This window comes from Frankia sp. Hr75.2 (assembly GCF_949319125.1).
Taxonomy (GTDB): Bacteria; Actinomycetota; Actinomycetes; order Frankiales; family Frankiaceae; genus Parafrankia; species Parafrankia soli.
This window is the reverse complement of the sequence record NZ_CASGGV010000177.1, coordinates 1-26,716: the sequence shown is the minus strand read 5'-3', so window position 1 is coordinate 26,716 and position 26,716 is coordinate 1. Positions and strand designations below refer to the sequence as shown.

The 26,716-nt window shown below is 72.0% G+C and carries 15 protein-coding genes and 1 pseudogene; 5 read left to right on the top strand and 11 right to left on the bottom strand.

What is annotated here, in order from left to right; genetic code table 11:
- Positions 1-435: 435 nt before the first annotated feature.
- From AC559T_RS13855 to AC559T_RS13845, 3 genes are all read left to right on the top strand, one after another.
- Entirely contained in the window at positions 436-1,722 is a 1,287-nt protein-coding gene (locus AC559T_RS13855) for an ABC transporter substrate-binding protein (protein WP_112106949.1), read from the top strand.
- Positions 1,723-1,859: 137 nt separating this feature from the next.
- Entirely contained in the window at positions 1,860-5,396 is a 3,537-nt protein-coding gene (locus tag AC559T_RS13850; RefSeq protein ID WP_498868948.1) for an ABC transporter permease subunit, read from the top strand.
- Positions 5,393-6,136: an ABC transporter ATP-binding protein gene (locus AC559T_RS13845; protein ID WP_112107717.1), complete on the top strand. Its 744-nt coding sequence runs from the start codon at positions 5,393-5,395 to the stop codon at positions 6,134-6,136. Before AC559T_RS13850 ends, AC559T_RS13845 begins: the two co-directional genes overlap by 4 nt.
- A gap of 172 nt (positions 6,137-6,308) precedes the next feature.
- Here AC559T_RS13845 and AC559T_RS13840 read toward each other — a convergent pair whose 3' ends face one another.
- From AC559T_RS13840 to AC559T_RS13805, 8 genes and pseudogenes are all read right to left on the bottom strand, one after another.
- On the bottom strand, positions 6,309-6,950 hold the full coding sequence (locus AC559T_RS13840; RefSeq protein WP_112107718.1) for a TetR/AcrR family transcriptional regulator: 642 nt from the start codon (positions 6,948-6,950) through the stop codon (positions 6,309-6,311).
- Between the two features lie 204 nt (positions 6,951-7,154).
- Positions 7,155-8,936: an ABC transporter ATP-binding protein gene (locus AC559T_RS13835; RefSeq protein ID WP_498868947.1), complete on the bottom strand. Its 1,782-nt coding sequence runs from the start codon at positions 8,934-8,936 to the stop codon at positions 7,155-7,157.
- Positions 8,933-10,924, bottom strand: a complete 1,992-nt coding sequence (locus tag AC559T_RS13830) for an ABC transporter ATP-binding protein (RefSeq protein ID WP_498868946.1) — start codon at positions 10,922-10,924, stop codon at positions 8,933-8,935. The genes AC559T_RS13835 and AC559T_RS13830 overlap by 4 nt, the downstream gene beginning before the upstream one ends.
- Before the next feature lie 160 nt (positions 10,925-11,084).
- Complete coding sequence (locus AC559T_RS13825; protein ID WP_498868945.1) at positions 11,085-12,206, bottom strand: LLM class flavin-dependent oxidoreductase; 1,122 nt, start codon at positions 12,204-12,206, stop codon at positions 11,085-11,087.
- Positions 12,203-13,291 carry an LLM class flavin-dependent oxidoreductase gene (locus tag AC559T_RS13820; RefSeq protein WP_498868944.1) on the bottom strand — a complete coding sequence of 363 codons (1,089 nt, stop codon included), beginning with the start codon at positions 13,289-13,291 and terminating at the stop codon, positions 12,203-12,205. Before AC559T_RS13820 ends, AC559T_RS13825 begins: the two co-directional genes overlap by 4 nt.
- Before the next feature lie 67 nt (positions 13,292-13,358).
- Positions 13,359-13,571, bottom strand: a pseudogene (locus tag AC559T_RS13815) (rhodanese-like domain-containing protein); the annotation flags it as partial.
- A 151-nt stretch (positions 13,572-13,722) separates the two neighbouring features.
- Positions 13,723-14,292: a hypothetical protein gene (locus AC559T_RS13810; RefSeq protein WP_498868943.1), complete on the bottom strand. Its 570-nt coding sequence runs from the start codon at positions 14,290-14,292 to the stop codon at positions 13,723-13,725.
- A gap of 673 nt (positions 14,293-14,965) precedes the next feature.
- Positions 14,966-16,267, bottom strand: coding sequence for a tetratricopeptide repeat protein (locus tag AC559T_RS13805; RefSeq protein WP_498868942.1), 1,302 nt, complete (start codon positions 16,265-16,267; stop codon positions 14,966-14,968).
- A 228-nt stretch (positions 16,268-16,495) separates the two neighbouring features.
- Between AC559T_RS13805 and AC559T_RS13800 the strand changes: the two genes are divergently transcribed.
- On the top strand, positions 16,496-16,927 hold the full coding sequence (locus AC559T_RS13800) for a hypothetical protein (RefSeq protein ID WP_368954133.1): 432 nt from the start codon (positions 16,496-16,498) through the stop codon (positions 16,925-16,927).
- A 103-nt stretch (positions 16,928-17,030) separates the two neighbouring features.
- Here the strand turns inward: AC559T_RS13800 and AC559T_RS13795 are convergent, their stop codons facing one another.
- Together AC559T_RS13795 and AC559T_RS13790 are read right to left on the bottom strand one after the other, a co-directional pair.
- On the bottom strand, positions 17,031-19,019 hold the full coding sequence (locus AC559T_RS13795) for a WD40 repeat domain-containing protein (protein WP_498868941.1): 1,989 nt from the start codon (positions 19,017-19,019) through the stop codon (positions 17,031-17,033).
- Positions 18,932-21,874, bottom strand: a complete 2,943-nt coding sequence (locus AC559T_RS13790) for an nSTAND1 domain-containing NTPase (RefSeq protein WP_498868940.1) — start codon at positions 21,872-21,874, stop codon at positions 18,932-18,934. The genes AC559T_RS13795 and AC559T_RS13790 overlap by 88 nt, the downstream gene beginning before the upstream one ends.
- A 221-nt stretch (positions 21,875-22,095) precedes the next feature.
- Between AC559T_RS13790 and nifJ the strand changes: the two genes are divergently transcribed.
- Entirely contained in the window at positions 22,096-25,635 is a 3,540-nt protein-coding gene (gene nifJ, locus AC559T_RS13785) for a pyruvate:ferredoxin (flavodoxin) oxidoreductase (RefSeq protein ID WP_498868939.1), read from the top strand.
- Between the two features lie 19 nt (positions 25,636-25,654).
- Here the strand turns inward: nifJ and AC559T_RS13780 are convergent, their stop codons facing one another.
- On the bottom strand, positions 25,655-26,560 hold the full coding sequence (locus tag AC559T_RS13780; RefSeq protein ID WP_131628150.1) for an oxygenase MpaB family protein: 906 nt from the start codon (positions 26,558-26,560) through the stop codon (positions 25,655-25,657).
- Between the last annotated feature and the right edge of the window lie 156 nt (positions 26,561-26,716).

Here is a 26,716-nt window from a genome sequence, read left to right as displayed (position 1 = left end):
CCGGTGGGAGGCGGAGCCCGCGGTGCGGGCGTCGCCGGTTGCACCGGGCTGACCACCGTGGACTCGCGGCGCCGCTCCGGCCGACGCGTCAGCTCAAACGGCCCCGCCCCCTGACGGCCGGCCGCCGGCCCCGAGGCATGCCTCGCCCGCTCGCCTCCCGCTACGCCAAACACGGCTACTACTTCCACGGCGGAGCCGCCAACACCTTGATCATGATCTCGTTTTGACCACACCACCCAGCAAGATCACCTGAGGGCAACCTAAGTCGTTGACGCTGACGTCGAAAGTTGGGAGCATGTGCTCACTCGTCCGCCGGACAATGGCCAGCCAACTAAACACGGCCTTGTGAGAGCCACCTGCTCCCGGCAGGGCTGTTTTTCGTGGCTGATGGTGCCGCGATGCAGACAACTTCGATGACTCAGAGGTGGAAGGCATATGCAGAACACGGTGCCACGCGACCGAACAAGGTGGTCGCGTCGGCGGTCGGCGCGGGCGCTCTTAGCCCTGCCCCTGGCCTCGCTCCTGTTCGTCGCCGCGTGTAGCTCGGACGACGAGGATGCCACCACCCCGACCGAGACGGCCGCGGCCGCCAACGCGCTCGGGCCGGTCGACAAGGCCGCCGGCGAGCCCGTCAAAATCGGGATCGTCTCGGACGGCCGGTCTGCCGCCATCGACAACTCCGTCCAGTTCGCCGTCGCGGAGGCCACCGCCAAGTACCTGAACGAGCATCGCGGGGGCATCGGCGGCCGACCCGTCGAGCTGGTGACGTGTGAGACGCAGGCAGACCCGGCCAGGGGTACCGACTGCGGGAACCAGATGATCGAGAAGGACGTCGTCGCGGTCGCGGTCGGCGAGTCGGCGGTGGCCGAGGGCGTATGGAAGCCGCTGGCCGACGCGGACATACCCGTGATGTTCTTCGGCGCGGGCAGCCCGTCGATTCTGTCCGACCCCAACAGCTTCACCATAGGCGATCCGACGTTCGCGACGTTGCAGCTGCCGATCAGCCTCGCGAAGGACAAGGGCCTCAAGAAGGTCACCGAGGTCGTCATCGACGTGCCGGCCGCGCTCCACAACGCGCAGGACCTCGCACCGCCGCTGATGGAGAAGGCGGGGCTCGAGTACGAGCTCATCCGGATCGCTCCGGGCACGGCCGACATGACGCCGCAGCTGCAGGGCGTCGCGGGTGACAAGTCCAGCGTCGTGTTCATCATCGGCAACGACTCGTTCTGCATCAGCGCGATCAACGGCCTGCGGGCGGTCGGGTTCGAAGGCACGGTCAGCGCCATCTCGCAGTGCATCACCGACGCCACCCGTAAGGCCGTGCCCGGAGACGACCTGGAAGGGATGGTCATCGGCGCCTCTGTTCCCGTCGGTGGGGACGACCCGTCCAGCGTCCTCTACAACGCCGTGATCGACACCTACGGGAAGGACGTCGACACCGGCTCGTCCGCGGGCCGGGGCATGTTCGTGACGTTCGCCGGTCTCGCGGCGTCGCTCGAGGACATCAAGGGTGAAATCACGCCGGCGACCGTCACCGCCGCTATCAAGGCGGCTCCCGAGAAGGAGCTTCCGGGCGCCTCCGGGTTGCAGTTCCGCTGCAACGGCAAGGCCTACCCGGACTCGCCGGCGGCCTGCGTGCGCGGCGGGTTGTCCACGACTCTCGACAGCGATGGCCAGCCTACGGAGTACAAGGTTCTCGGCACCTCTCCGATCCCGGACTGACGGCCGCGTACCCACTACCCACTCATCGACGTATTTCTCGATAGCCGGTTCGGCCCCCCACTCGGCGTCTGCCCGAGTGGGGGGCCGAACCGGCCCGCGTTTTGCAGGACTGAACTGAAAGATGCCAGGAGATCGTGATGGAACATATAGGTTCGCTACTTCTGGGCCTGGGAAACGGAGGGGTGTTCGCGGCGCTGGGTCTCGCGCTCGTGCTCACCTACCGGAGCTCGGGAGTCATCAACTTCGCGACCGGGGCGGTAGCGCTCTACGTCGCCTACTCCTATGCCTACTTACGCGACGGCGAGCTGTTAGTCCTCTTTCCCGGACTGCCTGTCTCGGTTGACCTTGGCGGAGAATGGGGGCTGGCACCGGCGGCAGCGCTCTCCCTCCTGTTCGGGGCACTGCTCGGCGCACTGCTGTACCTGGCGGTGTTCAGGCCCCTGCGCGAGGCGCCTCCGCTGGCCCGGGCAGTGGCGTCGCTAGGTGTTCTGGTGGTCATCCAGTCGGTGATGGCGATCCGGCTCGGTACGGCGCCCGTCAGCGTCGAGGCGATCTTCCCGGCGGAACGGTGGGAGTTCGGCGGCGCGAAGGTGCTGTCCGACCGCCTCTATCTCGTCGTCGCCGTGGTGGTCCTGACGCTGGCGCTGACCGCGGTGTACCGCTTCACCCGATTCGGGCTGCTGACGAGGGCGGTGGCGGAATCCCAGACCGGCGCCTACGTCAGCGGCGTGTCCCCGGACCGAATCGCTTTGTTCAACTGGATGATCAGCGGCGTGACCGCCGGTGCCGCCGGCATTCTCATCGCGCCGTTGAGCCCGCTCTCCCCGACCACCTACACGCTCTTCGTCGTCCCGGCCCTCGCCGCCGCCGTCGTCGGTGGCTTCACCAACCTCGTGCCGACCGTGGCCGCCGGCATCGCCATCGGCATGGTCCAGTCCGAGGCGCTATCACTCGCCGCCGACAAGGTGTGGTGGCTGCCGAGGACAGGCGCGTCGGAACTCGTCCCGCTGGTGGTGATCCTGCTGGCGCTGCTGGCCACCGGACGGGGCCTGACGGTCCGGGGCGGTCTGGTTCGGCAACCGCTGGGTCGGGCACCCCGGCCGCGCTCCCTGACACTGCCCACGGTCTTCGGTACCGCCGTGGGCGTGATCGCCCTGCTGGCCACCACCGGAACCTGGCGAAGCGCGGTCATCGGCACCTTCATCGCCGCGATCATCGGCCTGTCGCTCGTCGTCGTGACCGGCTACGCCGGCCAGGTGTCGCTGGCCCAGCTCGCGCTGGCCGGCAGCGCCGCGTTCACGCTGAGCGGCCTGACCCAGAGCTGGCACGTCCCGTTCCCGTTCGCGCCCCTGCTGGCCGCGCTCGCGGCCACCGTGCTGGGCGTGGTGATCGGGCTGCCCGCCCTGCGATTGCGGGGGCTGACCCTGGGCATCGTCACCCTCGCCCTGGCCTACGCCATTGAGGCCGTCTGGTTCCGCAACACCCAGATCGTCAGCAGCGAGGGCGCCGCGGTGACCCAGCCCAAGCTGTTCGGCCTCGACCTCAGCATCGGCACCGGCCACGCCTTCCCCCGCATTCCCTTCGGCCTCCTGTGCCTGGCGGTCCTGGTGGCCGTGGCCTGGGGCGTCGCCCGGCTGCGGACCAGCGCACTGGGTTCGGCCATGCTCGCGGTCCGCGCCAACGAGCACTCCGCCGCCGGCATCGGGATCAACGTCGTGGCGATCAAGGTCGCCAGCTTCGCGATCGCGTCGTTCATCGCCGGCCTGGGTGGCAGCCTCCTGGCCTACCGGCGTGGTGTCGTCACCTTCGACTCGTTCACCGCGATCGGCGGGCTCGCCCTGCTCTCGACCGCGTACCTGGCCGGCGTCACCTCGGTCTACGGCGGCATCCTCGCCGGCATCATGGCGGCGTCCGGCATCACCTTCGTGGCCATGGACCGCTGGGTCCACCTGGGCGACTGGTTCCCGGTCATCACCGGCATCGGGCTCCTCGTCGCCCTCATCGGTCACCCCGAAGGCCTCGCCACCGGCGGCCACGAGCTCGCCGACCGACTGGACCGACTACGCCACCGCAAGCGCACACCAACCTCCCCGGAGCAGGCCAAGAGGCTGACGCCCCAGCAGCCCACAGCCGCCGAGGCCGACCTCACGACGAAGACCAGCGTCCCCGCACCGGCAAGCACCGACCAGACGGAACCGGTGAGTACCGCCAAACCGGTGAGTACCGCCAAAGCAGAACCGACCGTGCCGACACAGCCGGCAGGCGCCGACCAGGCGGCGGAACCAACCGAACCGGCGCAGCCGGCGGCCACGGTGCTCGACATCAGCGGACTCACTGTTCGTTACGGTGGCGTGACAGCTGTCTCCGAGGTCTCGCTGCGCGTCCACGCCGGCCAGATCGTCGGCCTCATCGGGCCGAACGGCGCCGGCAAGACGAGCGTGATCGACGCGACGACCGGATTCGCCCAGGCCTCGGGCACCATCCAGCTCGGCGGAGAGCCCATCGAGGGCCTGCCCACACACGCGCGGGTGCGGCGTGGCCTCGCCCGCACATTCCAGTCCCTGGAGCTCTACGACGACCTCACCGTCGAGGAGAACGTCAGCGCGGCGCTGTTCGGCGCGCGCGGGGACGAACGTCACCGCGCCCTGGCGGCCGCGCTCGACCTGGTCGGCATCGCCGACCGGGCCGGCCGGCACGCCGACGAACTGAGCCAGGGCGAACGGCAGCTCGTCTCGATCGCGCGGGCCTGCGCCACCAGCCCGCGGGCCCTGCTCCTCGACGAACCCGCCGCCGGGCTCGACACCACCGAGACCGCCTGGCTCGGTGAGCGCATCCGCTCGATCAGTCACACCGGGGTCGGCGTGATCCTCGTCGATCACGACGTCTCCCTCGTGCTGTCCGTGTGCGACTACATCTACGTCCTCGACTTCGGCAAGGTCATCGCGGAGGGAACCCCCGCGACGATCCGCGCGGACCGCGCCGTCGCCGACGCCTACCTCGGCTCCGTCCACGACGCCTCAGCAGAGGTCGAGGCGGAGATAGAGGAGATAGAGGAGGTAGAGACGGAAGCCGCAGCACCGCCGGAGACCGCCTCCCCGTCAGCTGTGGAGACCCCCTCGCCGCCAGCCGCGGAAACCACCCCGACCCCGGCACCAGCCACGGAGACCACTCCACCGCCAGCGGCGGAGACCACCCCGGCACCGGCACCGGAGACCACTTCACCGCCGGCGGCAAAGACCACCCCAACCCCGGCACCAGCCGCGGAGACCACTTCACCGCCGGCGGCAAAGACCACCCCAACCCCGGCACCAGCCGCGGAGACCACCTCACCGCCGGCCACGGAAACCACCCCAACCCCAGCGCCAGAGACCACCCCACCGGCGGCGGAAACCACCCCGCCGCCAGCCGCGGAAACCACCCCGACCCCGGCACCAGCCGCGGAGACCACTCCACCGCCAGCGGCGGAGACCACCCCGGCACCGGCACCGGAGACCACTTCACCGGCGGCGGCAAAGACCACCCCGATCCCAGCACCAACCGTGGAGACCACCTCACCGCCGGCCACGGAAACCACCCCAACCCCAGCGCCAGAGACCACCCCACCGGCGGCGGAAACCACTCCACCGTTGACGGCACCCACGGCAGCGACCACATCCTCGGCGGTGACCCGATGACCATCCGCCTGGAGTGCGCCGACCTCACCGGCGGCAGAGGCAGCACCACCGCATTCCGGAACGTCGATCTCGCGGTCGAGGCCGGGTCGGTGCTGGCCCTGCTCGGTCCGAACGGCGCCGGCAAGACCACGCTGCTGCTGACCCTGTCCGGGCTGCTGCCCGCTCAGGGGGGAACCGTCAGCGTCGACGGCGCGCGGCTGCGCAGCGGCCGACCCACCGCGGCGAACGCGGCCGGCGTGGTACTCGTCCCCGACAACCGCTGCCTGTTCACCACCCTTTCCGTCGAGGAGAACATCCGGGTGGCGGCCAGGCGCAACAGCCCCAAGCCGAAAGAGCTTCTCGAGTCCTTCCCAGCTCTCGAGAAGCGGTGGACCCTGCCGGCAGGGGCGCTCTCCGGCGGCGAGCAGCAGATGCTGGTCATGGCTCGAGCCCTGATCCAGCAGCCCCGGGTGCTGCTGATCGACGAGCTCAGCATGGGCCTGGCACCCCTGATCGTCGAGGGTCTGTTCGCCACCGTCAGTCGCATCGCCACCGATCACAAGTGCGCGGTGGTCCTGGTCGAACAGCACGTCAACCTCGCCCTCGAGGTAGCCGACGCCGCGGCCGTCCTCAACCGCGGCAACATCGTCCTGCGCGGGCCGGCGAAGGAGCTGGCCGCCGCCCCCGAGCTCCTGGAGAACGCCTACCTCGGCATTCACGACGCGGAAGTCGATCAGAGCTCTGCCGTTGCTACCAGCTGACGGGCTCTGAGCTGTCAGGTTGGACGGGTCCTCCGGGTGCCGAAAGTCGGCCCGGGCGCCCCTGCACTACCTCCTCGTCCTGAAGATCGACCCTCGCACCATGCACATCCCCCTCCCGGTTCAGCCGTCCCCGGCTGATCGACCGTTCCCGCCATGGCGCCGCGCCGGCCGGTCATTCCGCCTCCAGGTCGGTCGCGCTGAGCGGCCGGCCGGGCAACAGGTCTCCTGAATGGGCACGCAGGCCGTCGAGGATGACCGCCTGCGCGCGTTCAAGGGCGACGTCCGCCGTGTCGTCGGGTGTCCTCCGGACACCGCGCAGCAGCAACGAGAAGAGATGGATGAGGTCGCCGGTGCCCACATCGGCACGCAGCGACCCCTCGTTCTGTGCCCTGCGGACGAGGCCGTCGATCACTGCGACGAGCTCGCGGCGGATCCGCCGGATCTCAGGGTCGGCCTGGATCGCCGCCACGATCGCCGGCGAGAAGAGAGTGGGCAGGCGCAGCACGAGCCGGGTCTCGTCGGACGCGCTCATGCTCCGTACCAGCGCGTCCCACGCCTGTTCCTCCTCCGCCGCGGCCTGGCGTGCCCTGACCAGCGTGGCGGCCAGGTTGTCCCGCACGACCGCCATGATCAGCGCATCCCGGTCCGGGAAGTGCCGGTAGAGCGTGCCGACGCCGACACCGGCACGGCGGGCGATCTCCTCCATGGGCACGTACGGGCCGTCCTCGACAAACGCGAGTGCGGCTGTTGCCAGGATCTTGCGGCGGTTACGGCGCGCATCCGCACGTAACCGCTCCGGCGATCCCGCTGTCACGCCTCAGGACCTCCCTGCCCGGCAACCCGCCGCCGAGTGATGACGGCCACCAAACGGAAGGATACCCTCCGCTTGCGCACGGCGTAAGCGGAAGAAAGTCTTCCCGGCCCCGGGGCAGGCGGCAGGCCTGCTGAGCGATGATGTTGCGCTGGATCTCGCTGGTGCCCGCACCCGGCCGCCGGCGCCCTGTGGGCTTGGAGACGGCTACGACGGCACTGGCAGCTCGTCGTGAGAGCCGAGCTCGGTGACGCCGTCGGTGGTGACGAGGACGACCCGGTCCGCGCCACGGATCGTCGACATCCGGTGGGCGACGATGAGCACGGCCCGGCCGGCCGTTGCCGCGGCCACCGCGGCCTCCACGAGCTTCTCCGTTCCGGGGTCCAGCCCGGAGGTGGCCTCGTCGAGCACGACGACGTCCGCGTCGAGCAGGCACACACGGGCGAGCGCGACGAGCTGCCGCTCGCCCGCCGACAGCAGCGCCCCGCCCTCGCCGACCTGGGTGGCGAGGCCGTCGGGCAGGCTGTCGAGCCAGCCGCCGGCGCCGACCGACGCCAGCGCACCGGCCAGCTCCTCGCGGGTGGCGCCGGGCCGCACCGCCAGCAGGTTGTGCGCCAGCGTGCCGTTGGTCAGCTGTCCGTCCTGGGCGACCATCACGACCCGCGACCGCAGCGCCCGCCGGGTCACGTCCCGCAGGTCCACGCCGGCGTAGCCGACCCGGCCGGCGGTGGGGTCGAACAGCCGTGCCATCAGCTTGGCGAGCGTTGACTTGCCGGCGCCGGTCGGCCCGACCAGTGCCACCCGCTCGCCGTGCCTGATCGTCAGGCGCACCCCGCGCAGGACCTCAGGCTGACCGTCGGCATACCGGAAACCGACGTCCTCGGCGTGGAGCGGACCGACGTCCGGCAGCTCCCGGGTGCCCTCCAGGAGGTCCACCGGCTCGTCGAGCAGGCCGTAGATCTTACGCAGCGCCGCGGCCGCCGATTCGAGCACCGTGACCAGGAAGCTCAGCGACTGCACCGGCTCGAAGGCGAGCAGCAGGTAGAGCACGAAGGCGCTGAGGGTGCCCACGGTCACCGCGTCCCGTGCGGCGAGGGCGCCTCCGGCGGCCAGTACCGCCGCGATGCTCCCGACGGTCGCGAACTCCATGGCGGTGAGGTAGACCAACTGGATCCGCACCGCCGTGACGTTGGCGTCGAGCTGCCGGCCGCTGCGCCCCAGCAACGACGCGGTCGCCGCGGGCTCCTGGCGGAACGCCCGGACCACCCGAAGCCCGGCGAGCCGCTCGGTCAGCTCGGTCACGGTGTCCGCGACGCGGTCACGCACCCGGGCGAACGCCGAGCGGGAGGCGCGGCGGAACCACACCGTCGCCGCGACCAGCGCCGCCGCCGGCAGCAGGCAGACCAGCGCGAGCTGCCACGACAACGCGACCAGCACGGTGACCAGGAAGGCGAGGGTGAGCACCGCCTGCGCGAACGGCACGACTCCGAGCTGGACGGCGTCCTGCAGCGCGTCGACGTCCGCGGTCATCCGGGACACCAGGGTCCCCGCCGGGGTGCGGTCGAAGTAGCGCACCGACATTGACATGACGTGGTCGACGGTGCGGCTGCGCAGCTCGCGCACGAACCACTCGCCGATCCGCCCCACCAGCTCGACCTGCAGCCGGGCGAGCACCAGGCCAGCCACGGCCAGGCCCAGGTAGAGCATGCCGGCGCGAGTGATCACGCCGGTGTCGGGCCGGTCCCCGACCAGACCTTCGTCGATGGCGTAACGCAGGATCCAGGGCCCGGCCAACGCCGTCGCCGTGGTCGTGACAAGCAGCAGCGCCGCCAGCGCGACCGCCGGCCAGCGCGGCCGCAGCAGCGTCAGCGTCCGCGCCAGCAGGCTGCCACGGCCCGGCGGCGACGGCCTGCCTGCCGGCGGGCCGCCGGCGGGGGTGGTCCCGGTCCGGGTCGCGCCGGTCGGAGTCACACCGGTCGGGGACGTCATGACATTGCCAGGGCGCCACGGCCCGCCGGCGCCCCAGGGCCAGGGTCGGGACCAGGGCCGGGGTCGGCGTCGGGGTCGGGGTCGTCCAGGTCGCCGGAGTGGGCGACCAGCACCTGCCGATAGCGTGGCGAGCTCTCGAGCAGGTCCTCATGGGTGCCGGTGGCAGCGACCCGGCCGCCTTCGAGCAGCACGACCCGGTCGGCGAGGCCGATGACGGCGGGCCGGTGCGCGACAAGGATCGTCGTCCGTCCCCTGACCACGGTCGCCAGCGAGGCGACGATCTCGGCCTCCTTCGTCGGGTCCACCACGCTGGTCGGCGAGTCCAGCAGCAGCACCGGTGGGTCCGCGACCAGGGTGCGGGCCAGCGCCAGCCGCTGTCGCTGGCCGCCGGACAGGCCGAGGCCACGCTCGCCGACCAGCGCGTCGTAGCCGCCCGGCCGGCCCGCCACCACGTCCTGCGCCCCGGCGAGCCGGACCGCCGCCCGGAGCTGTTCGTCATCGGCCTCCGGCGCGCCGAACCGGAGATTGTCGCGGACCGTCCCGCTGAACAGGAACGCGTCCTCGAACCCGACGCCCAGCTGGGCGCGCAGGTCGGCGAGCGACCAGTCCCGGACGTCGCGGCCGCCGACGCAGACCCGGCCGGCGCCGACGTCGTAGAAGCGGGGCACCAGCGCGCCGAGGGTGGACTTGCCGCTGCCGGTCGCACCGACCACGGCGACGCACTCGCCGGCCGGCACCACCAGGTCAAGCTCCCGGAGCACCTGACGACCCGGCGCGTAGCCGAACGTCACCCCCTCGAACCGCACCTCAAGCCCGCCGCCGGGCCCGGCGGCCGCCGAGACAGGCGCCGTTGCCGGGGCGGTCCTCCGGGCTGCCGCCCGGGCCGTGCCCGTCGTGCCCGTCGTGGCGGTTCGGGCCGCGGTTCCGGCCGTGCTTCCGGAGGCGCCGGCCGCGGTGCCGGCTGTGCCTCCGGCCGTGGTCTCGGCTCCGGGGTCGGCCGTGCTTCCGGCCCTGGTTCCGGCCGCGGCGCCGGCCGCGGCCCGCGCCGCGGTCGGTTCCTGCTCCTCGTCGAGGATCGCGGCGACCAGCCCGGCCGACACCACCGCGCGCTTCAGCTGGGACGCGGTCATGCCGGCGATCCGCAGCGGGCCGACGATCAACAGCCCGAAGTAGCTGAACTGGACCAGCTCGCCGACCGTCAAAGCCCCGTCGGCGACCCGCAGCCCGCCGATCCACAGCACACCGACCAGGCCGAACGCCGGAAGCAGTTCGGCCAGCGGCAGATAGGTCGCGCGGACCGAGTTCAGCCGCAGCGCCGCCCGCTGCACCTGACCGGCCTGGTCGCGGACGCGGCGCCGCTCGTCGTCCTCGGTACCGAGGCCCTTGGTGGTGCGCACCCCGGCGATCGACTCCTCCACGGTGCTGGCCAGCACGCCGAGCTCGGACTGCAGGTCCAACGCCCGTGGCCCCAGCCGCCGGGTCAACCGGACGGCGACCGCGAACACCGCCACGGCCGGTGCCATCGCGACCACCGTCAGCACCGGGTCGATCCGGGCCAGCAGGATCGCCGTCCCGACCAGCATCACCAGGTTGGAGACCATGATCGGGATGTTGATCACGGGCTGCTGGGCCTGTTGCAGGTCGGTCGTGGCCCGGGCGACCAGGACGCCGCTGGGGTGCCGGTCGTGGAACGCCGCCGGCAGCCGCACCACCCGCGCCAGCAGCCGGTCCCGCAGGTCCGCCTCCACCACGTAGGCGAGGCACTGCCCGTAGTAACGACGTAGCCCGGCGAACCCGGCGCCGACCACCGCCAGCCCGGCGAAGAGCACGACCCCGAGCCACAGCTGGCCGGAGTCGTCGCCGAGCACCCCGGCGTCGACCGTGTGCGCGACGAGCAGCGGCGCGGCGAGCTTCGTCGCCGTCCAGAGCAGGCCGGCGCCGATCCCGGCGGCCATCAGCCGCCGGTGGCGCCCCACCGCCGCCGTCACCAGGGCCAGTCCCGGTCCGCCCCTCACCGGGAGTGCCGCGGTGGGGCCGGCCGCCGCGGCCGGCAGGCGGGAGACGGAGGGCGGGACGGGTACCGGGACGAGCCCGGGGGAAGGACCGGCCAGCCGCCGTACCGTCTCCGCTCGGCTGGCGCGTGCCGCGTCACGCCGGGACGGCGACCGGCGTGCCCCGCCCGGCGTCACGGGCCGCCACTCCGGCCCGCAGCGCCGGTACCAGCCCTCCTCCCCACAGCCGGACGTCGTCGAGCGGATCGAAGCCACGGATCAGGAACCGGTCGATGCCGAGGTCGTAGTACTTCAACAGTGCCTCGGCCACCTGCTCGGGCGTACCGACGTGCCCGGACGAGTTCCCGCCCGGACCGGTCAGCGCGGTGATGGCGAACCACAGCCGCTCGTCGTGAACCTCAGCCCGGGAGGCCGCGTCCTGCATGCGGTCGGAGGCGATGCTCTTCTGCTCGCCGAAGTACTTCGCGGCGAGCAGGCCGTTGCCGGCACCGATCCGCCGGGCGGTCTCCGCCCGGATCGCCTCGGCGCGCTCCCACGCCGCCTCCTCGGTGTCGGCGACGATCGGTCGGGTCGACAGGCTGAACCGCAGCGTTCGGCCGTGCTTGGCGGCCTCCGCCCGCAGCAGGGCGATCCGCTCGGCGGTCTGCTCGAGCGGCTCACCGAACAGCATGTAGACGTCGGCGTGCGCGGAGCCGGCGGCGACCGCGCCCGCCGACTGGCCGCCGAAGAACAGCGGGACGCCGCCGGGGCTCGTCGGCCGGACCGAGCTGAAGGCGCCTTCGAACCGGTAGAACGGCCCCTCGTGGTCGAACGGCACCTCCGAGGTCAGGGCGCGCCGCAGCACGCTCATGAACTCGGCGGTCCGCTCATAGCGGGTGTCGTGGTCGGCGAAGTCGCCGTCACGGCGCTGGTCGGTGTCACTGCCACCGGTGATGTGGTGGATCGCGACCCGGCCGCGGCCACCGGTCAGCGCGTCCAGCGTGGCGAGCTTGCGGGCGACCAGGGTGGGCGCCACGAAGCCGGGCCGGTGCGCGATCAGCACGCCGAGCCGTTGCGTCGAGTACAGCACGTGCGAGGCGATCGCCCAGCCGTCCGGACCGGTGGCACCGTAGCCGATCAGGACGCGGTCGAACCCGGCCTCGTCATGCGCCTGGGCGAAGCGGGTCAGGTAGTCGGTGTCGACCACCGGCCCGTCGAAGGTCTTTCGGGTCTCGGACATGTCCTTGGTGCCGACCATGCCGATGATCTCGATGGTCATCGCGCGGCACCGCCCACAGCCGCGTCGGCGGCCTGCGGCGAGCGGTCGCCGGCACGGGGCGCCGCGGCCAGCGCCGCCGGCACCGGTGCGACGTCGTCGCGCCGGGCCGCCTCGCCGCGGTCGCGCCGGGCGATCTCCTCGCGCACCAGCGGGATCAGGTGCCGGCCGTAGTCGATCGCGTCGTCATAGGGGTCGTAGCCCCGGATCAACAACGTCGTGACGCCGATGTCGACGTAGTCGAGCAACGCCGCCGCCACCGTCTCCGGTGTGCCGACCAGCGCCGTGGAGTTCCCGCCGCCGCCGATCGCCGCCGCGAGCGGCGTCCACAGCGCACGGTCGTGCAGCTCGCCCTTGGCCGCGGCGGCCAGCAACCGCTGCGAGCCGACGTTCTGCGGCGCGTCGCGGTTGCCACTGAAGCCGCGGAACTCCTTGAAGTACTCGGCGGCCTTGCTCACGTTCTCCCTGGTCGACGCCAGGATCCGGTGCGCCCGTTCCCAGGCCAGCTCCTCGGTGGCACCGAGGATCGGACGGAACGACACGCTGATGCGCGGCGGGGTGGTCCGGCCGGCCGCGGCCGCGGCGGCGTTGACGGAGGCGATCTGCTGGGCGGTCTCGGCCAGCGGCTCGCCCCACAGCGCGAAGACATCGGCGTGCTTGCCGCCCACCCGGTAGGCCGCCGCGGACGACCCGCCGAAGTAGATCGGCAGGTGCGGCTTCTGCACCGGCGGCACCGCGGACAGGTGGTCCTCAAGCTGGTAGTACCGGCCGTGGTGGGAGAAGGGCTCGGTGGCGGTCCACGTCCTGCGGACCACCTCCAGGTACTCGTCCGTGCGGTCGTACCGCTCGTCCTTGTCGAGATAGTCGCCGTCACGCCGCTGCTCGGCGTCGCTGCCGCCGGTGATGATGTGAATCGCCACCCGGCCGGCAGAGAAGTTGTCGAGGGAGGCGAAGTAGCGCGCGGCGACGGTGGGGAACACCACTCCGGGCCGGTGCGCGACCAGGTATCCGAGGCGCTCGGTGTGCGCCGCCGCGTAGGCCGCGACCTGGAGGTTGTCGACCGATCCGCTGCTGTACCCGATGAGCACGCGGTCGAAGCCGGCGCACCTGGGTGTATCCGAGCTCGACCAGGATCTCGTGGGCCCGTTCCGCCGTCGCGGTGGCGTCGCCGTAGACGGCCACGAGAGTGTCGCGCCGGGGGATGCGCCCCCAGGCATCCAACTCAAGGCGTGACAGCGGGATGTTCGCTGCCCACAGCGGATGTCCCTGCGCGAACAGCGCCTCCTCGCGCACGTCGACGAGCGCGATCTCCTGGCCCCGCCGCAGCAGGTCGCGCACGTGTTCCGACGAGATCTCCAGGGGTGTCATCGTGGTCCTTCCGGGTTCGACGGTCGGCTCATGACCGTGCTCCGGTCGCGCCTGGCAAGGGCGCGGCCGAAGCCTGGTCACGCGGGCGGGAACGTCAGGAGGAGCCGATCGTGACACCCCCGACCCTCTATTCGACCCCACGGATTAAAGGTCAGTAATGCGGGGCGAAATCGGGAGGTGGTGCGCTCCATTCGCCAGGGTGTTCGGTGACGAAGGTGGCGCCGTCGATGTGGCCAACTGATCCGGACCCGTCGCCGTTCGGGGCGATGTAACCCGCGCCGTTGAACTGGACGGTCCCCGGGTCAGTGCCGTTCGCGCCGGCATCGCCGCCGTGGTCAGGATCCGCGGTGGCACCGAACCCGCTCCCCGCCGGAAGGTAGCCGCCTTCAGCCCCCGCGGTCCAACCACCGGGGACACCAGCGACGAAGTCGGTCGAGTCGAGATGACCCGCGACCCAGGAACCGTCGGACTGCTGGGTGACATAGTCAGCACCGTCGAACAGGACGACCCCCGGATCGGAGCCACCGGCGTCGAGTGGTGCGCCAGGCGGTACGTAGCCGTCACCGTCGCCGGATGGGCCGGCGATCGTGCCTGTGACGCCGGCCGGAGGCTCGACCTGCTCCGCCGTGGCGGGCTCGTTCGGACCCCCGGTCGGATAGGGCGCGCCGGCGTCGTCCCCACCCTGGATGGGTGGCACATCGGCCTGGGCCGGACCATCCACGGGGTTGGTATCGCCCGGCTGCTGATCGGAGGATTCGTGCCTGCCCGCCGAATCATCCCTGCCGTCGGCCGAGGCTGCCGCCTGCTGGTCCGTCTTCTGGCTCCTGCCAGCAGGGATGTGCGGATGACCGCCGGAGTCTGGCCGCGGCGCCGGGGCGCCCGCATCCGCCGCATCCCGCGGGTTGATCGGAACACCCGCGTCAGGGCCCGCCGGACTCGGCGACGGTGCGACGGGCGGAATGGGCGGGACGGGTGAGATTCCGCGGAAGCTGCCGATCTCGCTCGTCTGCTGGGGCTGCCATCCGGTTGCGGTGCTCGCCGGCGTACCGCCTCCTCCTGCCTGCGGGCGGGTCTGGGGCCCGGCTTCCCGGCCCGGCGATCGTTGCTGCTGCGCCCTGGAGGATCCGGCAGCGTCTCGCCCGGCGCCCCCGGCCTGGCCGGTAGGTGCCCTGCCGGACTGATTGCCGCGCTGATCGCCGGCAGCGGGCCTGTTCGAGGCGGGCGCCCGACCAAGACCGGGGACCCGCCACCGAGGGCCGCCGACGCCGGACCGGGGCAACCCTCCTCTGCCGGAACCACTTCCCCTGCCACCCATCTTCCGCACTCCTTACCAACGAATAGATCCGGCCACTCAGCGAAATCCGAAATCCGTATTATTTCGAAGATTTTCGCGGTCAGGTCCACGGCCCTCGGAAGCGCGCCCGCTCGACGATGACCCGGGATTCCAGGCGTCTGCCCAGCAGGAGCACATCGGCCGGCTTGCCGATGGCAGTCAGGTCGATCTTCCGCACCGACGCCGCACCGGACTCGTTGTAACTGATACTCATCGATGCCGTGTTCGCCAGATAGTTGGTCATCGTCCGACGGTAGATGGGCGGCTCGGTGATCTGGTAGTACCAGATGAACTGAACCGATCGCCGAAGGAATCCGTCGCGCACGTCCAGGCCGTACTCGTACAGGACCGCTCCGTTGAGGTGCCGGCAGGCGGCAATCACCGCCGCCGCACCGAGAAAGTAGAGGAAGATCGCGGTCCAGGACAATGTGTAGTACCGGAGGAACAACGACCCTCCGCTGTAGTCCAGAAGCGGGCCGACGGAGAATCCCGATCCCGTCACCCTTAGGTGTGGTGTGTGCACGACCTTTGCCTGGGTCGTCCCGATCACTGCCACCACCGCGACGGCGAGCAGCGCCGCCGCTGTCCGGGCGAACTGCGAGCACAGCAGGATCGAGACGGCGAAGATCGCGTAGCTGAGCGCGACGCGGTGCGAGACGGCGAGATCGGTCAGGACCGGAGCGGAAACATGACTGTCCCGCTGACTGAAGGCGGCGAACAGGATGCTCAGGAGCACCAGGGTCAGGGTGCCCGCGCCCAGCAGGACGGCGATCGCCCGCGGGACGAGGTTGCGGGCCTGCAGGCGCACGAGACCGACCTGGATGCCGCGGTCAACGACGCCTTGGGCATCGATCCGGGTGCGAAGCGGGGTCGGCCCCTCCCCGGGGGCCGGGCCAGCCGCCGGGGCGCCGTACCGCCCCGAGGCGTTCGAGTGGCCACGCTCGGCCGCCAGGAGGCTGTTCCCGCAGTCCCGCAGTCGAGCTGCGGTATCCCGGTAGTTGCCGGCTACCAGGACCGCTCGGTAGGCGTCGATGGCGCCGGTCAGGTCGGCCGTGGCCTGCAGGGCGCGGCCCAGCTGGTAAGCCGCCTCGTAATGCCTCGGATCCCGCGCCAGAACGGCGCGGAACTGCGCGGTCGCCTCCCTCGTCCGACCAAGGTCGGCCAGGCAGATCGCACGGGCGTACTGGGCCGCGACGTTTTCGGGCTCGTCGGCCAGAAGCTGGTCGAGCAGTTCCAGTGCCTCATCGGGCTGCCCTCGCCGATGGGCCTGGCTCGCGCGGTCGAACAGGGCTCTCCCCGCTGCCGGCGGACTCCCGTCCTCGGGCACCGTCCCGGCCGTTGTGGTTGCCGTTCGCTGGTTCATCACACCCTCCCCCGTATCGGCGGTCGACGGCCATGGTGGCCGCCGTTGGTTGTCGGCTGGCTGCGAAGCGGTGGTCAACCTCGGTTCGAGCCTCACAACCGGTTTGCCACCGCATTGCAACCGGCAGTTGCCATCGTCCGGATGTGACGGCGACGCAGCCTCCGGGCGGCGCCGCGGCGCAATGGTGAGTACGTGGCGACCTGATGGCGGTGCGGACGCGGTGAGCACGTGATGCAGGACGCGTCGAGGGGGATGCGACTGGCCGGAGTGCTCGCCATACTCAGCGGATCAACAATGTTGATATACGGAGTTCTCTGCCTGGTGAGCATTGCGAGGGAAAGCGCCGCCGTGGATGTCGATCCCGGTGTCTACGAGGCTCGGTCCGGAAGAAGCGTCATCATCGCGGCCGGCGGCGCCCACCTTGTTCTCGTCGGGGGCCATCTCTACCGCTCGGCGTCTCGCCGGGAGCGGCTGAGTGGTCACGGCCAGGCGCTACTGGCCGCGGGTTGCCTTCTCGTGGCCTGCGGGATGGCCATTCTGATCGTCTGGACGTCGACGGTGGGGTTCGCGGCGGGGTTTGGCATTCAGGGGGCAGGAGCGGTGGCCGCGGGATTCGGGGTGCGCAGCGTGCGGCCGGACCGACCGGGAGCAGGTCGGTAGGCGGGCGGTAGGCCGGCGGGAAGCCGGGCGGGCCGGCGGGCCGGGTGCGGGAACGGGGCGGAAGGTGGTCCGGGACCAGCCCTGCTGATCGGCCGCGACCCGCTCACGCGCCGTCGGACCACTGCGGGCAGGTACGCCGGTAGGGCTCGCCGGGCAGGTAGCGGTTCCATTCGGCGGGTGTGAGGTTGCGGCCGGCGATGCTGCAGGCGGTCGCGATCCAGTGATCGATGCCGACGTCCCAGATCTGGATGAAGCCGGTGGTGGTGCCCGTGATCGCGAGGGTGCCGCCCCGAGCGCGGGTGATGGAGTAGGCGCCGCCCGGCTGCGGGAGCGGCTCACCGATCGGCTCAAGGCTGGTGGAGTCCCACAGCTGGGCCACGCTGTGATCGCCCACATCGCTGGTGGTCATCACGACGCTTCCGTCGCGGAGGTACTCGACGCCGCCGTTGCTGAAGCCGGTCCGCAGCGTTCGCCGCAGGTCACCGGTCCGGACGTCCCGGAAGTCCACGACGCCGGCCGCGACGGTGCCGTAGCCGACGGCGAGGGTCGAGTCGTCCGGGGAGAAGGCGAGCGCCGGTGGCCCGACGGCGTCCAGCTGCCGTGTCCACACGGCGGCGCTGGTGGCGGTGTCGTAGACGGTGACGGTCCGGCGGGCGGTGTCCTCCACCGCCAGCCAGCGCCCGTCGTGGCTGAAGGAGGGCCGCAGCTCGTCCGGCGGGTTCTCCGGAGGTTGTCCCGTCCCGGGTGCCTGGTCCGCACGGCCGAGGCGCCCGACCTGGTGGGGATGGCGCGGATCACTCACGTCCCACAACTGGACCACGCCGCCGATGGCCGTCACGAGCCGACCGTTGGCCGGGCTCCACGCCGTGGTCGGCTTGGCCAGGGTGGACGGCGACGGCGGCCCGAGGACAGCGATCTCGGCCCCGCTGCTCCGGTTCCATAGCCGGAACCGCCCATCCCGGCCCACCCCCGCGATCGTCGACCCGTCCGGGCTGATCGTGGCCGGGGCCGCTACCGCCCCGCCGAGCAACGGCCCCTTCGCCGCGCCGGTGGCCACGTCCCACACCAGCACCCGCCGATCATCCACACCCAGGGTGATTATCTCGTCATCATCTGCGATGATCAGGCCGGTGGCGCGGCCGTCGTGGCCGCCGATCGTCCGTCCCAGCTGGGACGAGTCGTCGTCCAGCCGCCAGATCGCTGCCTCGGCGACGCCGCTCGTCATCAGGCGGCCGTCGGGGAGGAACGCGGACGGGACCACCGCGTGCTCGTGCAGCGGAAGCTCCGCGACCTCCCGGCCGGACTGCAGGTCGAGCACGCGGATGAAGGTCGCTCCGTCGTTCGCCGCGATCCGGCGGCCGTCACCGCTGATGACGATCCCGGGGGTGGCGTTGGTGAACCCGGTCAGCGGGGGGAACCGCGGCTGGCCGGTGTTGACGTCCCATACGGTGACCCGGTCGCCGAGGGTGGTGGGCAGCGTGGCACCGTCCGGGCCGAAGAACCCTGGTGCGCCGTCGAGGTCCCGCAGCACCTGGCCGGTGCGGGCGTCCCAGATCCGGGTGGTGGAGCCGCCGAAGGTGCCGGCGGCGAGCCGGGTCCCGTCCGCGTTGATCGGGACGATCGGGATCGCCCCGGGGCTCGCCGGGAACCGCAGCGGTGCGCCCACCTGCCTCGGCGCATCGGGACGCGACCGGTCCCACAGGGTGATCTCTCCGGAGCCGCCGACAACGAACATCCGGGTTGGATCTCGCGGGTCGAACTGCCCGTAGGCCAGGGCGTTACCGGCTCTGATCGGGGCGCCGACGATCCGCCCGTCGGCGACGTTCCACACGACGACCGTCCCGTCGTTGCCGCCGGCCGAGAGCAGGGTGGCGTCCCCGTTGAAGATCGCGAGCTGGCGGCCGGACGGCCAGCGCAGGGTGCGTAGCACCCGGCTCGTGCGCAGATCCCAGATCCGGACGGTGCCGTCACGGCGGGGCTCGGCGAGCAGGCGTCCGTCCCGACTCACCGACGGCGGCAGCGCGGCCGGCAGCAGGCCCTGCCCGTCAAAGCGGATGATCCGATCGAGGCGCGCGGGCGTGCGGGCCAGCACGTTCTGCAGGCCCGCCTCGGTCTCGCGGGACGGCTCGAGCCGGTCAACCGGGCGCCCCGGTAGAGATCGGCTGTGCTCCTCCCGGCCGTGTCCCAGGCGGTGGCGGCCTCGGTGAGATGCCGGTGGACCCTGCGCCCGTCGCGGTCGGCGTCCAACCAGTCGCGTACCCGGGGCCACTCGCGCAGCAGCGCCTCGTGCGCCACTTCGACGGTGCCGTCGGCGGCGACGACCAGCCGCCGCTCGATCAGCTGAGCGAGCACCGCCTCCATCCGCGGGATGTCGGCGAGCTCCGCGCGTGGCACCCGGCGCCGGGTCTCGGCCCCGCCCTCGCCCGGGGTGGCCAGGCGCAGGAAAAGACGCCGGACGGCCGCCCGGCCGTCGGTGTCGAACGCCTCGTAGACGCTGTCGGCCAGCCTGGTCAGCGCGCCGGCCACCCCGCCCGCGTCCCGGTAGGCGGCCGCGGACAGGACCCGCCCGTCACGACGTTCCCAGGTGGCCAGCAGGGCGGTGGACAGCAACGGCAGCACGCCGGGTTCGTGGTGCGCGTCGGCCAGCACGGTGTCGATGAACTCCGGCTCGGTCTCGAGGCCGGCCACCCGGGCGGGCCGCTCGACGGCCTGCCGCAGCTCGTCGGGTGTCATCGGGCCGACCAGCACACTGTTGTCGACGAGGCGGGCAAGCTCCGGGTAACGCGCGAAACGCCCGTAGTAGTCGGCGCGCACGGTGAGGACGACGCGCAGCCGCCCGTCCTCCCGCCGCAGCGCGCGGACCAGCTTGTCGATCAACAGCTCCCGGTCGCCGTCCCGCCAGGCGGTGAACGCCTCCTCGAACTGGTCCAACACCAGCAGGCGGACGGCGGACGCCGGCCCGGCACCCGCCCCGACTCCCCCGGCCTGCGGGCCGACAGCCGTCACGTCGGCCACGCCCGCGTCGGTGGCGCCAGGGCCGTCGGCCCGATCGGTGTCGAACATCGCCAGGTCGGCCACGCCGATCGCGCCCGTTCGCACGACGCGGATGTCCCAGCAGTCGCTTCCCGGGAGGACGCCGGCCCGCAGCGCGGGGACCAGCCCGGCCCGCACCACCGACGACTTCCCGGAGCCGGACGGGCCGACGACGGCCAGCAGGGCCGCCGCCGCGCACCTGGTCACCAGCTGGTCGATGACCCGGTCCCGGCCGAAGAAGTAGCGGGCGTCCTCCTCGTCGAAGCGGGCCAGGCCCTTGTACGGGCACACCAGAGCGGAGCCGGTGCCGTCCACGGCGCTGGTGCCGTCCGGGCCACCCGGGCTGATCGCCTCCGAGCCGCTGGCACCGCCCCCGGTACTCGCGCCAGGCTCGAGCTGCTCACCCTCGGCACGGCGCATCCGCGCCTGTCTCAGGCGCAGGATTTCGGCGATCATCGCGCGCTCGGCGGCGTCCAGCTCCCGTCGGCCCGTCTCCACCTTCGCCGCGGTCTCGCCGACCCGTTGCGCGGCGCGCGCGGCGGCCCAGGCCGCGCTGTCGGCGTGGATCCTGCGGGGGACGCCGGCGCTGGACGCGCCCACCGCCGCGAGCGCGGCCGGCAGCTCGTCGCCGTGGACGTAGCTGGCGACGATCTCGGCGAGCTGCTCGGGGGCCAGTGGGCCGAGCCGCAGCGCACGCCACGCTCCGCCCGCGCCGAGCCGCCCCGAAGGCCTGGCGGTGACGACGACGAGGACCGGCAGCCCGGCGACGTCGCCGGCGATCCGATCCCACGGGTCGCGGTCGCCGGCGGAGTGCTCGCCGGGATCATCGACGATCACCAGCGTCGGGCATTCCGCGGCCGACCGTGCCAGCTCCTCGGCAGAGGTGACCGGCAGGTTCTCCAGGCCGAGGACGACGTCGGCGCCACGGGCCGCCACCCGGCGCGCGAACTCCGCCACCAGGCGGCTGACACCCATCCCCGCTTCGCCTTCGACGATGACCACGTCACCGCTGTCGCTGTCGAGGACCCGATCCCAGGCTCGTTCGAGCCAGCGCAGGTCCGCCTCCCGCCCGGCCAGCGGGTTGCGATCCGCACCGATAGCGGCGGGCACGGGCCGCGGCCGGACCGGGCTCGGCACCGGGCAGTCAGCACCGGCGAGGATGGCGGCGTACAGCGCCTGCAGCCGCGCGCCCGGATCCACGCCCAGCTCGTCGGTCAGGTGCCGGCGTGCCGAGTGGTACGCGGCCAGGGCCTCGGCCTGCCCGGCGGACTCGTACTGGGCGACCATCAGCTGGCCCCAGAAGCGCTCCCGCAGCGGATGGCTGGTCACCAGCCGCCGCAGTTCCCCGACCAGGGCGGCTGCTTCGCCCAGCGCGAGGTCCAGGTCGATGCGGTCCGCGATCGCCGCGAGCCGCTGCTCGTCGAGGCGGCGACGCTCCGCCACCGCGAACGCGGCCTCGCCGAGGTCCTCGTAGGCGTCCCCGCGCCATAACCGCAGCACCCGGCGCAGTCTGGCTGCCGCAAGCTCGGCAGAGCCGCCGTCCCGGGCCCGCCGCGCCCCGTCCACCAGCCATTCGAACTGCCCGACGTCGACGGCGGTGGGACCGGCACGCAGGCTGTACCCGGCCGCGGTGGTGACCAGCACCTGCCATTCGGCCGAGGACCGGCCGGGCTCCAGTACCCGGCGCAGTCGGGAGATGTTGCCCTGGAGGGTCTTCTCCGCGGTCGGGGGCGGCGTGGCCCCCCACAGCCCGTCGATCAGCCCTGGCACCGACACGACCCGGTTGTGCCGGGACAGCAGCAGGCCGAGCAGGGTGCGTTCACGGGGGCCGTGCAGCCGCAGGGGCACGCCGTCCAGCCGCACCTCCAGCGGCCCGAGGGCACCGAACCACAGCCCGGAGGCAGCGGTTGACATACCGTCCCCGGACACGTGCGGGTGCCTCCTGCTTCTCCGGCCCGACCGCGTTCAGGACCGGGTCGTGGCAGTTGGTGATGAGGTTCGATATCGCCCCGGATTCTGCCGCAGATCACCCGGACGCCGATGACATTCGGCAGTCGGGTCGCCGTGCTGTACATCCTGGGCGTACGGGACGACGTCCTTCGCCACTTCGGCTCCGGCCCATGCAGTCTGGCTGCATGGGGCAGAAGACGATCGACGGCAACGAGGCGGCCGCTTCGGTGGCCTACCGGGCAAGCGAGGTCATCGCCATCTACCCGATCACTCCTGCCTCGGGAATGGGCGAGCTCGCCGACGTGTGGGCGGCCGGGGGACGCCCGAACCTGTGGGGCGGGGTGCCCGAGGTGGTCCAGCTGCAGAGCGAGGGCGGCGCCGCCGGCGCCGTCCACGGCGCCCTGCAGGCGGGTGCGCTGTCCACCACCTTCACCGCGTCGCAGGGACTCCTGCTGATGCTGCCCAACATGTTCAAGATCGCCGGCGAGCTCACGCCGATGGTTCTCCATGTGGCCGCCCGGACCCTGGCCACGCAGGCATTGTCGATCTTCGGTGACCACAGCGACGTGATGGCGGCGAGGTCGACCGGCTTCGCCATGCTGTCCTCGGCGTCTCCGCAGGAGGCGCACGATCTCGCCGCGGTCGCGCACGCGGCCACTCTCGAGACACGCGTGCCGTTCCTGCACTTCTTCGACGGCTTCCGCACCTCGCACGAGCTGAACGAGGTCACGCTGCTCGACGACCCGACGCTGGCCGGCCTGCTGTCCGAAACCCACGTCGACGCTCATCGCCGCCGCGCGCTGTCCCCGGACCACCCGGTGATCCGCGGCACCACCCAGGACCCCGACACGTTCTTCCAGGCCCGCGAGGCGGCCAACACCTACTACGCCGCCGTCCCGGGCGCCGTGCAGCGGGCGATGGACCAGCTGGCCGCGGCGACGGGCCGGGCCTACCGCATCTTCGAGTACCACGGCCACCCGGAGGCCGAGCGGGTCGCGGTGATCATGGGGTCGGGCCGGTCGGCGGTGCGCGACGCGGTCAGCCGGCTGATGGCGCGGGGCGAGCGGGTCGGGTTCGTCCAGGTCCGCCTGTACCGTCCCTTCGACAGTGCGGCGTTCCTCGCCTGCCTGCCGCCGACGGTGCGTTCGGTAGCCGTCCTCGACCGGACGAAGGAGCCGGGCGCGACGGGCGAGCCGCTGCGGCTCGACGTCCTGGCGGCGCTCGCGGAGCGGCCCGGGCGCATGCCGCGGGTGATCGGTGCCCGCTACGGGCTCGCGTCGAAGGAGTTCACGCCCGCGATGGCGGCGGCGGTGTTCGAGGAGCTGGCGCGGGAGAACCCGCGGCGCGAGGTGACGGTCGGCATCGACGACGACGTCACGCACCTGTCCCTGCCCGCGGACGAGGACGGGTTCCCGGAGCCGGACGACGTCCGGCGCGCCGTGTTCTACGGCCTCGGCAGCGATGGCACCGTGGGCGCCACCCGCACCACCGCCGGCATCGTCGGCGACCACACGCCGCTGCACGCGCAGGCCTACTTCGTGTTCGACTCCAAGAAGTCCGGCTCGATGACGGTGTCGCACCTGCGGCTGGCGCCACGGCCGGTGGACGCGCCCTGGCTGATCCGGGACGCCCAGTTCGTCGGCTGCCACCAGTGGTCGCTGCTGGACCGGGTCGACGTCCTCGCCGTGGCCGGGCAGGGTGCCACCGTCCTGATCAACACCTCGTACCCACCGGATCAGGTGTGGGACCACCTGCCGGCCGAGGCCCAGCGGCACCTGCTGGCCAGGGGCGTACGGCTGTTCGTCGTCGACGCCGACCGGGTGGCGGCGACGGCCGGCATACCCGGCATCGTCAGCCCCGTCCTGCAGACCTGCTACCTACGGCTGTCCGGCCTGTTCGAGCCGGCCGAGGCGGTCACCGCGGTGAAGGAGGGCGTCCTCGCCAGCCAGCGCAAGCGCGGAGCGGAAGTCCTGCGCCGCAACACCGCGGCCGTGGACGCGGCCCTGGGCGCGCTGCGCGAGGTCGACCTGCGCGACCGCACCGTCACCGGGCCGGCGCGCAGGCGCCTGGTCGGCGACGTACCCGAGTTCGTCCGGCAGGTCACAGCGCGGATCATGGCCGGCGAGGGGGGCCTGCTCCCCGTCAGCGCGCTGCCGGTCGACGGCACGTTCCCGGTGGGGACGGCCCGGTACGAGAAGCGCGGCATCGCCCGCGAGCTCCCGGTCTGGGATCCCGAGCTGTGCGTCAGCTGCGGCAAGTGCGCCATCGTCTGCCCGCACGCGGCGATCCGGATGACACTGTTCGACCCGGCGCGGCTCGCCGACGCCCCGCCGTCGTTCCGGCACACCCGCCCGAAGGACCCCCGGCTCGGGGAGTACCGGCTCACGATCCAGGTCGCGCCGGACGACTGCACCGGCTGCGGTGTCTGCGTCGAGGCGTGCCCGGCGAAGAGCCGTGAGATGCCGGACCACCGGGCGCTCGACATGGTCGACGCCGACTCCCGGTTCGCCGAGGAACGGACCAGCTGGGCCTTCCACGAGACCCTGCCGGCGGTCGAGCCGCGGCTCGCCTCGGCGGCCACCGTCCGTGGCTCGCAACTGCGGGAGCCGCTGTTCGAGTTCTCCGGGGCGTGTGCCGGCTGTGGGGAGTCGCCCTACCTGAAACTGCTCACCCAGCTGTTCGGTGACCGCATCGTGGTCGCGAACGCGACCGGCTGCTCGTCCATCTACGGCGGGAACCTGCCCACCACGCCGTGGACGGCCAACGCCGACGGCCGCGGCCCGGCCTGGGCGAACTCCCTGTTCGAGGACAACGCCGAGTTCGGGCTGGGCATGCGCCTCGCGCTCGACGCCCGGGCCCGGGAGGCCCGCCGGCTGCTGCGCGCCGAGGGGGCTCTGGTCGCCGACCAGCTCGTCGAGGCGATCCTGGACGCCGACCAGTCGACCGAGGCCGGCATCGCCGACCAGCGCGACCGGGTCGCCGAACTGCGACGCCGGCTGGCGGGCAGCAAGCACGCCGCCCGGAACGGGCCCACCGCCCGGCTGGACGCCCTCCTCGACGACCTCGTCGCGAAAAGCGTGTGGATCGTCGGCGGTGACGGCTGGGCCTACGACATCGGCTTCGGCGGCCTCGACCACGTGCTCGCCTCCGGGCGCGACGTCAACATGCTCGTCCTCGACACCGAGGGGTACTCCAACACGGGCGGGCAGGCGTCGAAGTCGACGCCGCGGGCGGCGGTCGCGAAGTTCGCGGTCGGCGGCAAGCGGACCCGCAAGAAGGACCTCGGCCTGGTCGCGGCGGCCTACGGCGACGTGTATGTCGCGCAGGTGGCGCTCGGTGCCAACGACGCGCACACGGTGAAGGCCTTCAACGAGGCGGCCAGCTGGGACGGCCCGTCGCTGATCATCGCCTACAGCCACTGCATCGCCCACGGCATCAACATGACCGACGGCATGGCGCACCAGAAGGCGGCGGTGCGGTCCGGCTACTGGCCCCTCTACCGTTTCGACCCGCGGGCGGAGGAGCAGCCGTTCTCCCTCGACTCCCGGGCCCCGTCGATCCCGTTCAGCGAGTTCGCCGCGACCGAGTCCCGCTTCACCCGGCTCGGCACGGCCAACCCCGAGGAAGCCGACCGGCTGGAGGCTCTCGCGCAACGCGACATTCTCGGCCGGTGGCGCGGCTACGAACACGAGGCCGCCCAGAGCCGCCCGAGCCAGGACGGCTGATCCGCATGGTTCTACCGCGCTACCTGGTCGAAAGCGGTCGGTTCCTCCATTTCTCGTCGAGGGTCTCGGGCGGGGGCGGGGCACCGAGGTCCCGCGGCTGGTATCCCTCGGGATAGCCGGGGTAGGTGCGGGTCCTGGGATCCCAGGCGAACTTGATGCGCCGCCGCGGCGGAAGCCGCCGGATCACGGCCGAACGGGCCCGCAGCGAACCCGTCGCGGCCCGGCACATCCATGCCGGCGCCGGGTCGAATCCGAAGGCGCTCAGCATGGTCTCGTCGAGCAGCGACCGCACCCCGACCCGCACCACCGGACGCAGCCGGGCGGGAAACCAGCCGGCGAACATCTCGGTCGTGTACGTCCCGATCCTGCGGTTGCTCTCGGCGAACCGGAAGGTCTCCTGCTCGTACTCGTGTTTGAAGGTGCGGAAGACGTCGAAGTCGGCGGGTATGTCGCGGATACCCATCCGCAGCCCGACCTCACGGTAGAACTGGAACGCGGCGATGGTCTCGTGATCGGTCAGCCGGCGCCAGCCGTGGGAGTTGATCCAGTCGATCGGCTCGTAGATGAAGGTGGTGAGCACGTAGCGCATGTCATCGTTGTCGATGGCGTAGCGTCCGTGGATCCGATTGATCACCCGCAGTGCCTCGCGGCCGCGCGGAGAGTCGTAGCCGACGGCGGTGAGCTCCCCCATCAGCAGGGCGGTGTCGTCGTAACGCTTCTGCGGCCGCTCCCGGAACTCACCCGTCGCCTCCAGCAGCGCCGAGATCGTCGGGACGCAGTAGGTCCGGAACAGGGCGAACTCGAGCGCCCGGCGGTAGTCCCACGGGAACTCGTACCCCGAGGAGATCCGGTAGATCTCGTGGTGATCGGCCACCGGATCCAGCTCAAGGATCCGGCGCACCCATCTGTCGCGGTCAGTGAACATTCAGGCCAGCTCGTCCCGCCATTCGGATCACCGTCGCCCGGCGATTCCCCACCGACTGATCCCATCAGTTCGGACGCGCCCCGACGCGTCCCGACGCGCCGCGTCCCGACGCCAGCTATGCGAGCGGGGCGACACGTGGCGACGCGGCCGCCGTCA

Coding starts and splice junctions, on each gene's coding strand:
- AC559T_RS13790 (WP_498868940.1), bottom strand. CDS start 21,874: ATGTCAACCGCTGCCTCCGGGCTGTGGTTCGGTGCCCTCGGGCCGCTG.
- AC559T_RS13835 (WP_498868947.1), bottom strand. CDS start 8,936: ATGACGTCCCCGACCGGTGTGACTCCGACCGGCGCGACCCGGACCGGG.
- AC559T_RS13845 (WP_112107717.1), top strand. CDS start 5,393: ATGACCATCCGCCTGGAGTGCGCCGACCTCACCGGCGGCAGAGGCAGC.
- AC559T_RS13805 (WP_498868942.1), bottom strand. CDS start 16,267: ATGAACCAGCGAACGGCAACCACAACGGCCGGGACGGTGCCCGAGGAC.
- AC559T_RS13855 (WP_112106949.1), top strand. CDS start 436: ATGCAGAACACGGTGCCACGCGACCGAACAAGGTGGTCGCGTCGGCGG.
- nifJ (WP_498868939.1), top strand. CDS start 22,096: ATGGGGCAGAAGACGATCGACGGCAACGAGGCGGCCGCTTCGGTGGCC.
- AC559T_RS13780 (WP_131628150.1), bottom strand. CDS start 26,560: ATGTTCACTGACCGCGACAGATGGGTGCGCCGGATCCTTGAGCTGGAT.
- AC559T_RS13825 (WP_498868945.1), bottom strand. CDS start 12,206: ATGACCATCGAGATCATCGGCATGGTCGGCACCAAGGACATGTCCGAG.
- AC559T_RS13850 (WP_498868948.1), top strand. CDS start 1,860: ATGGAACATATAGGTTCGCTACTTCTGGGCCTGGGAAACGGAGGGGTG.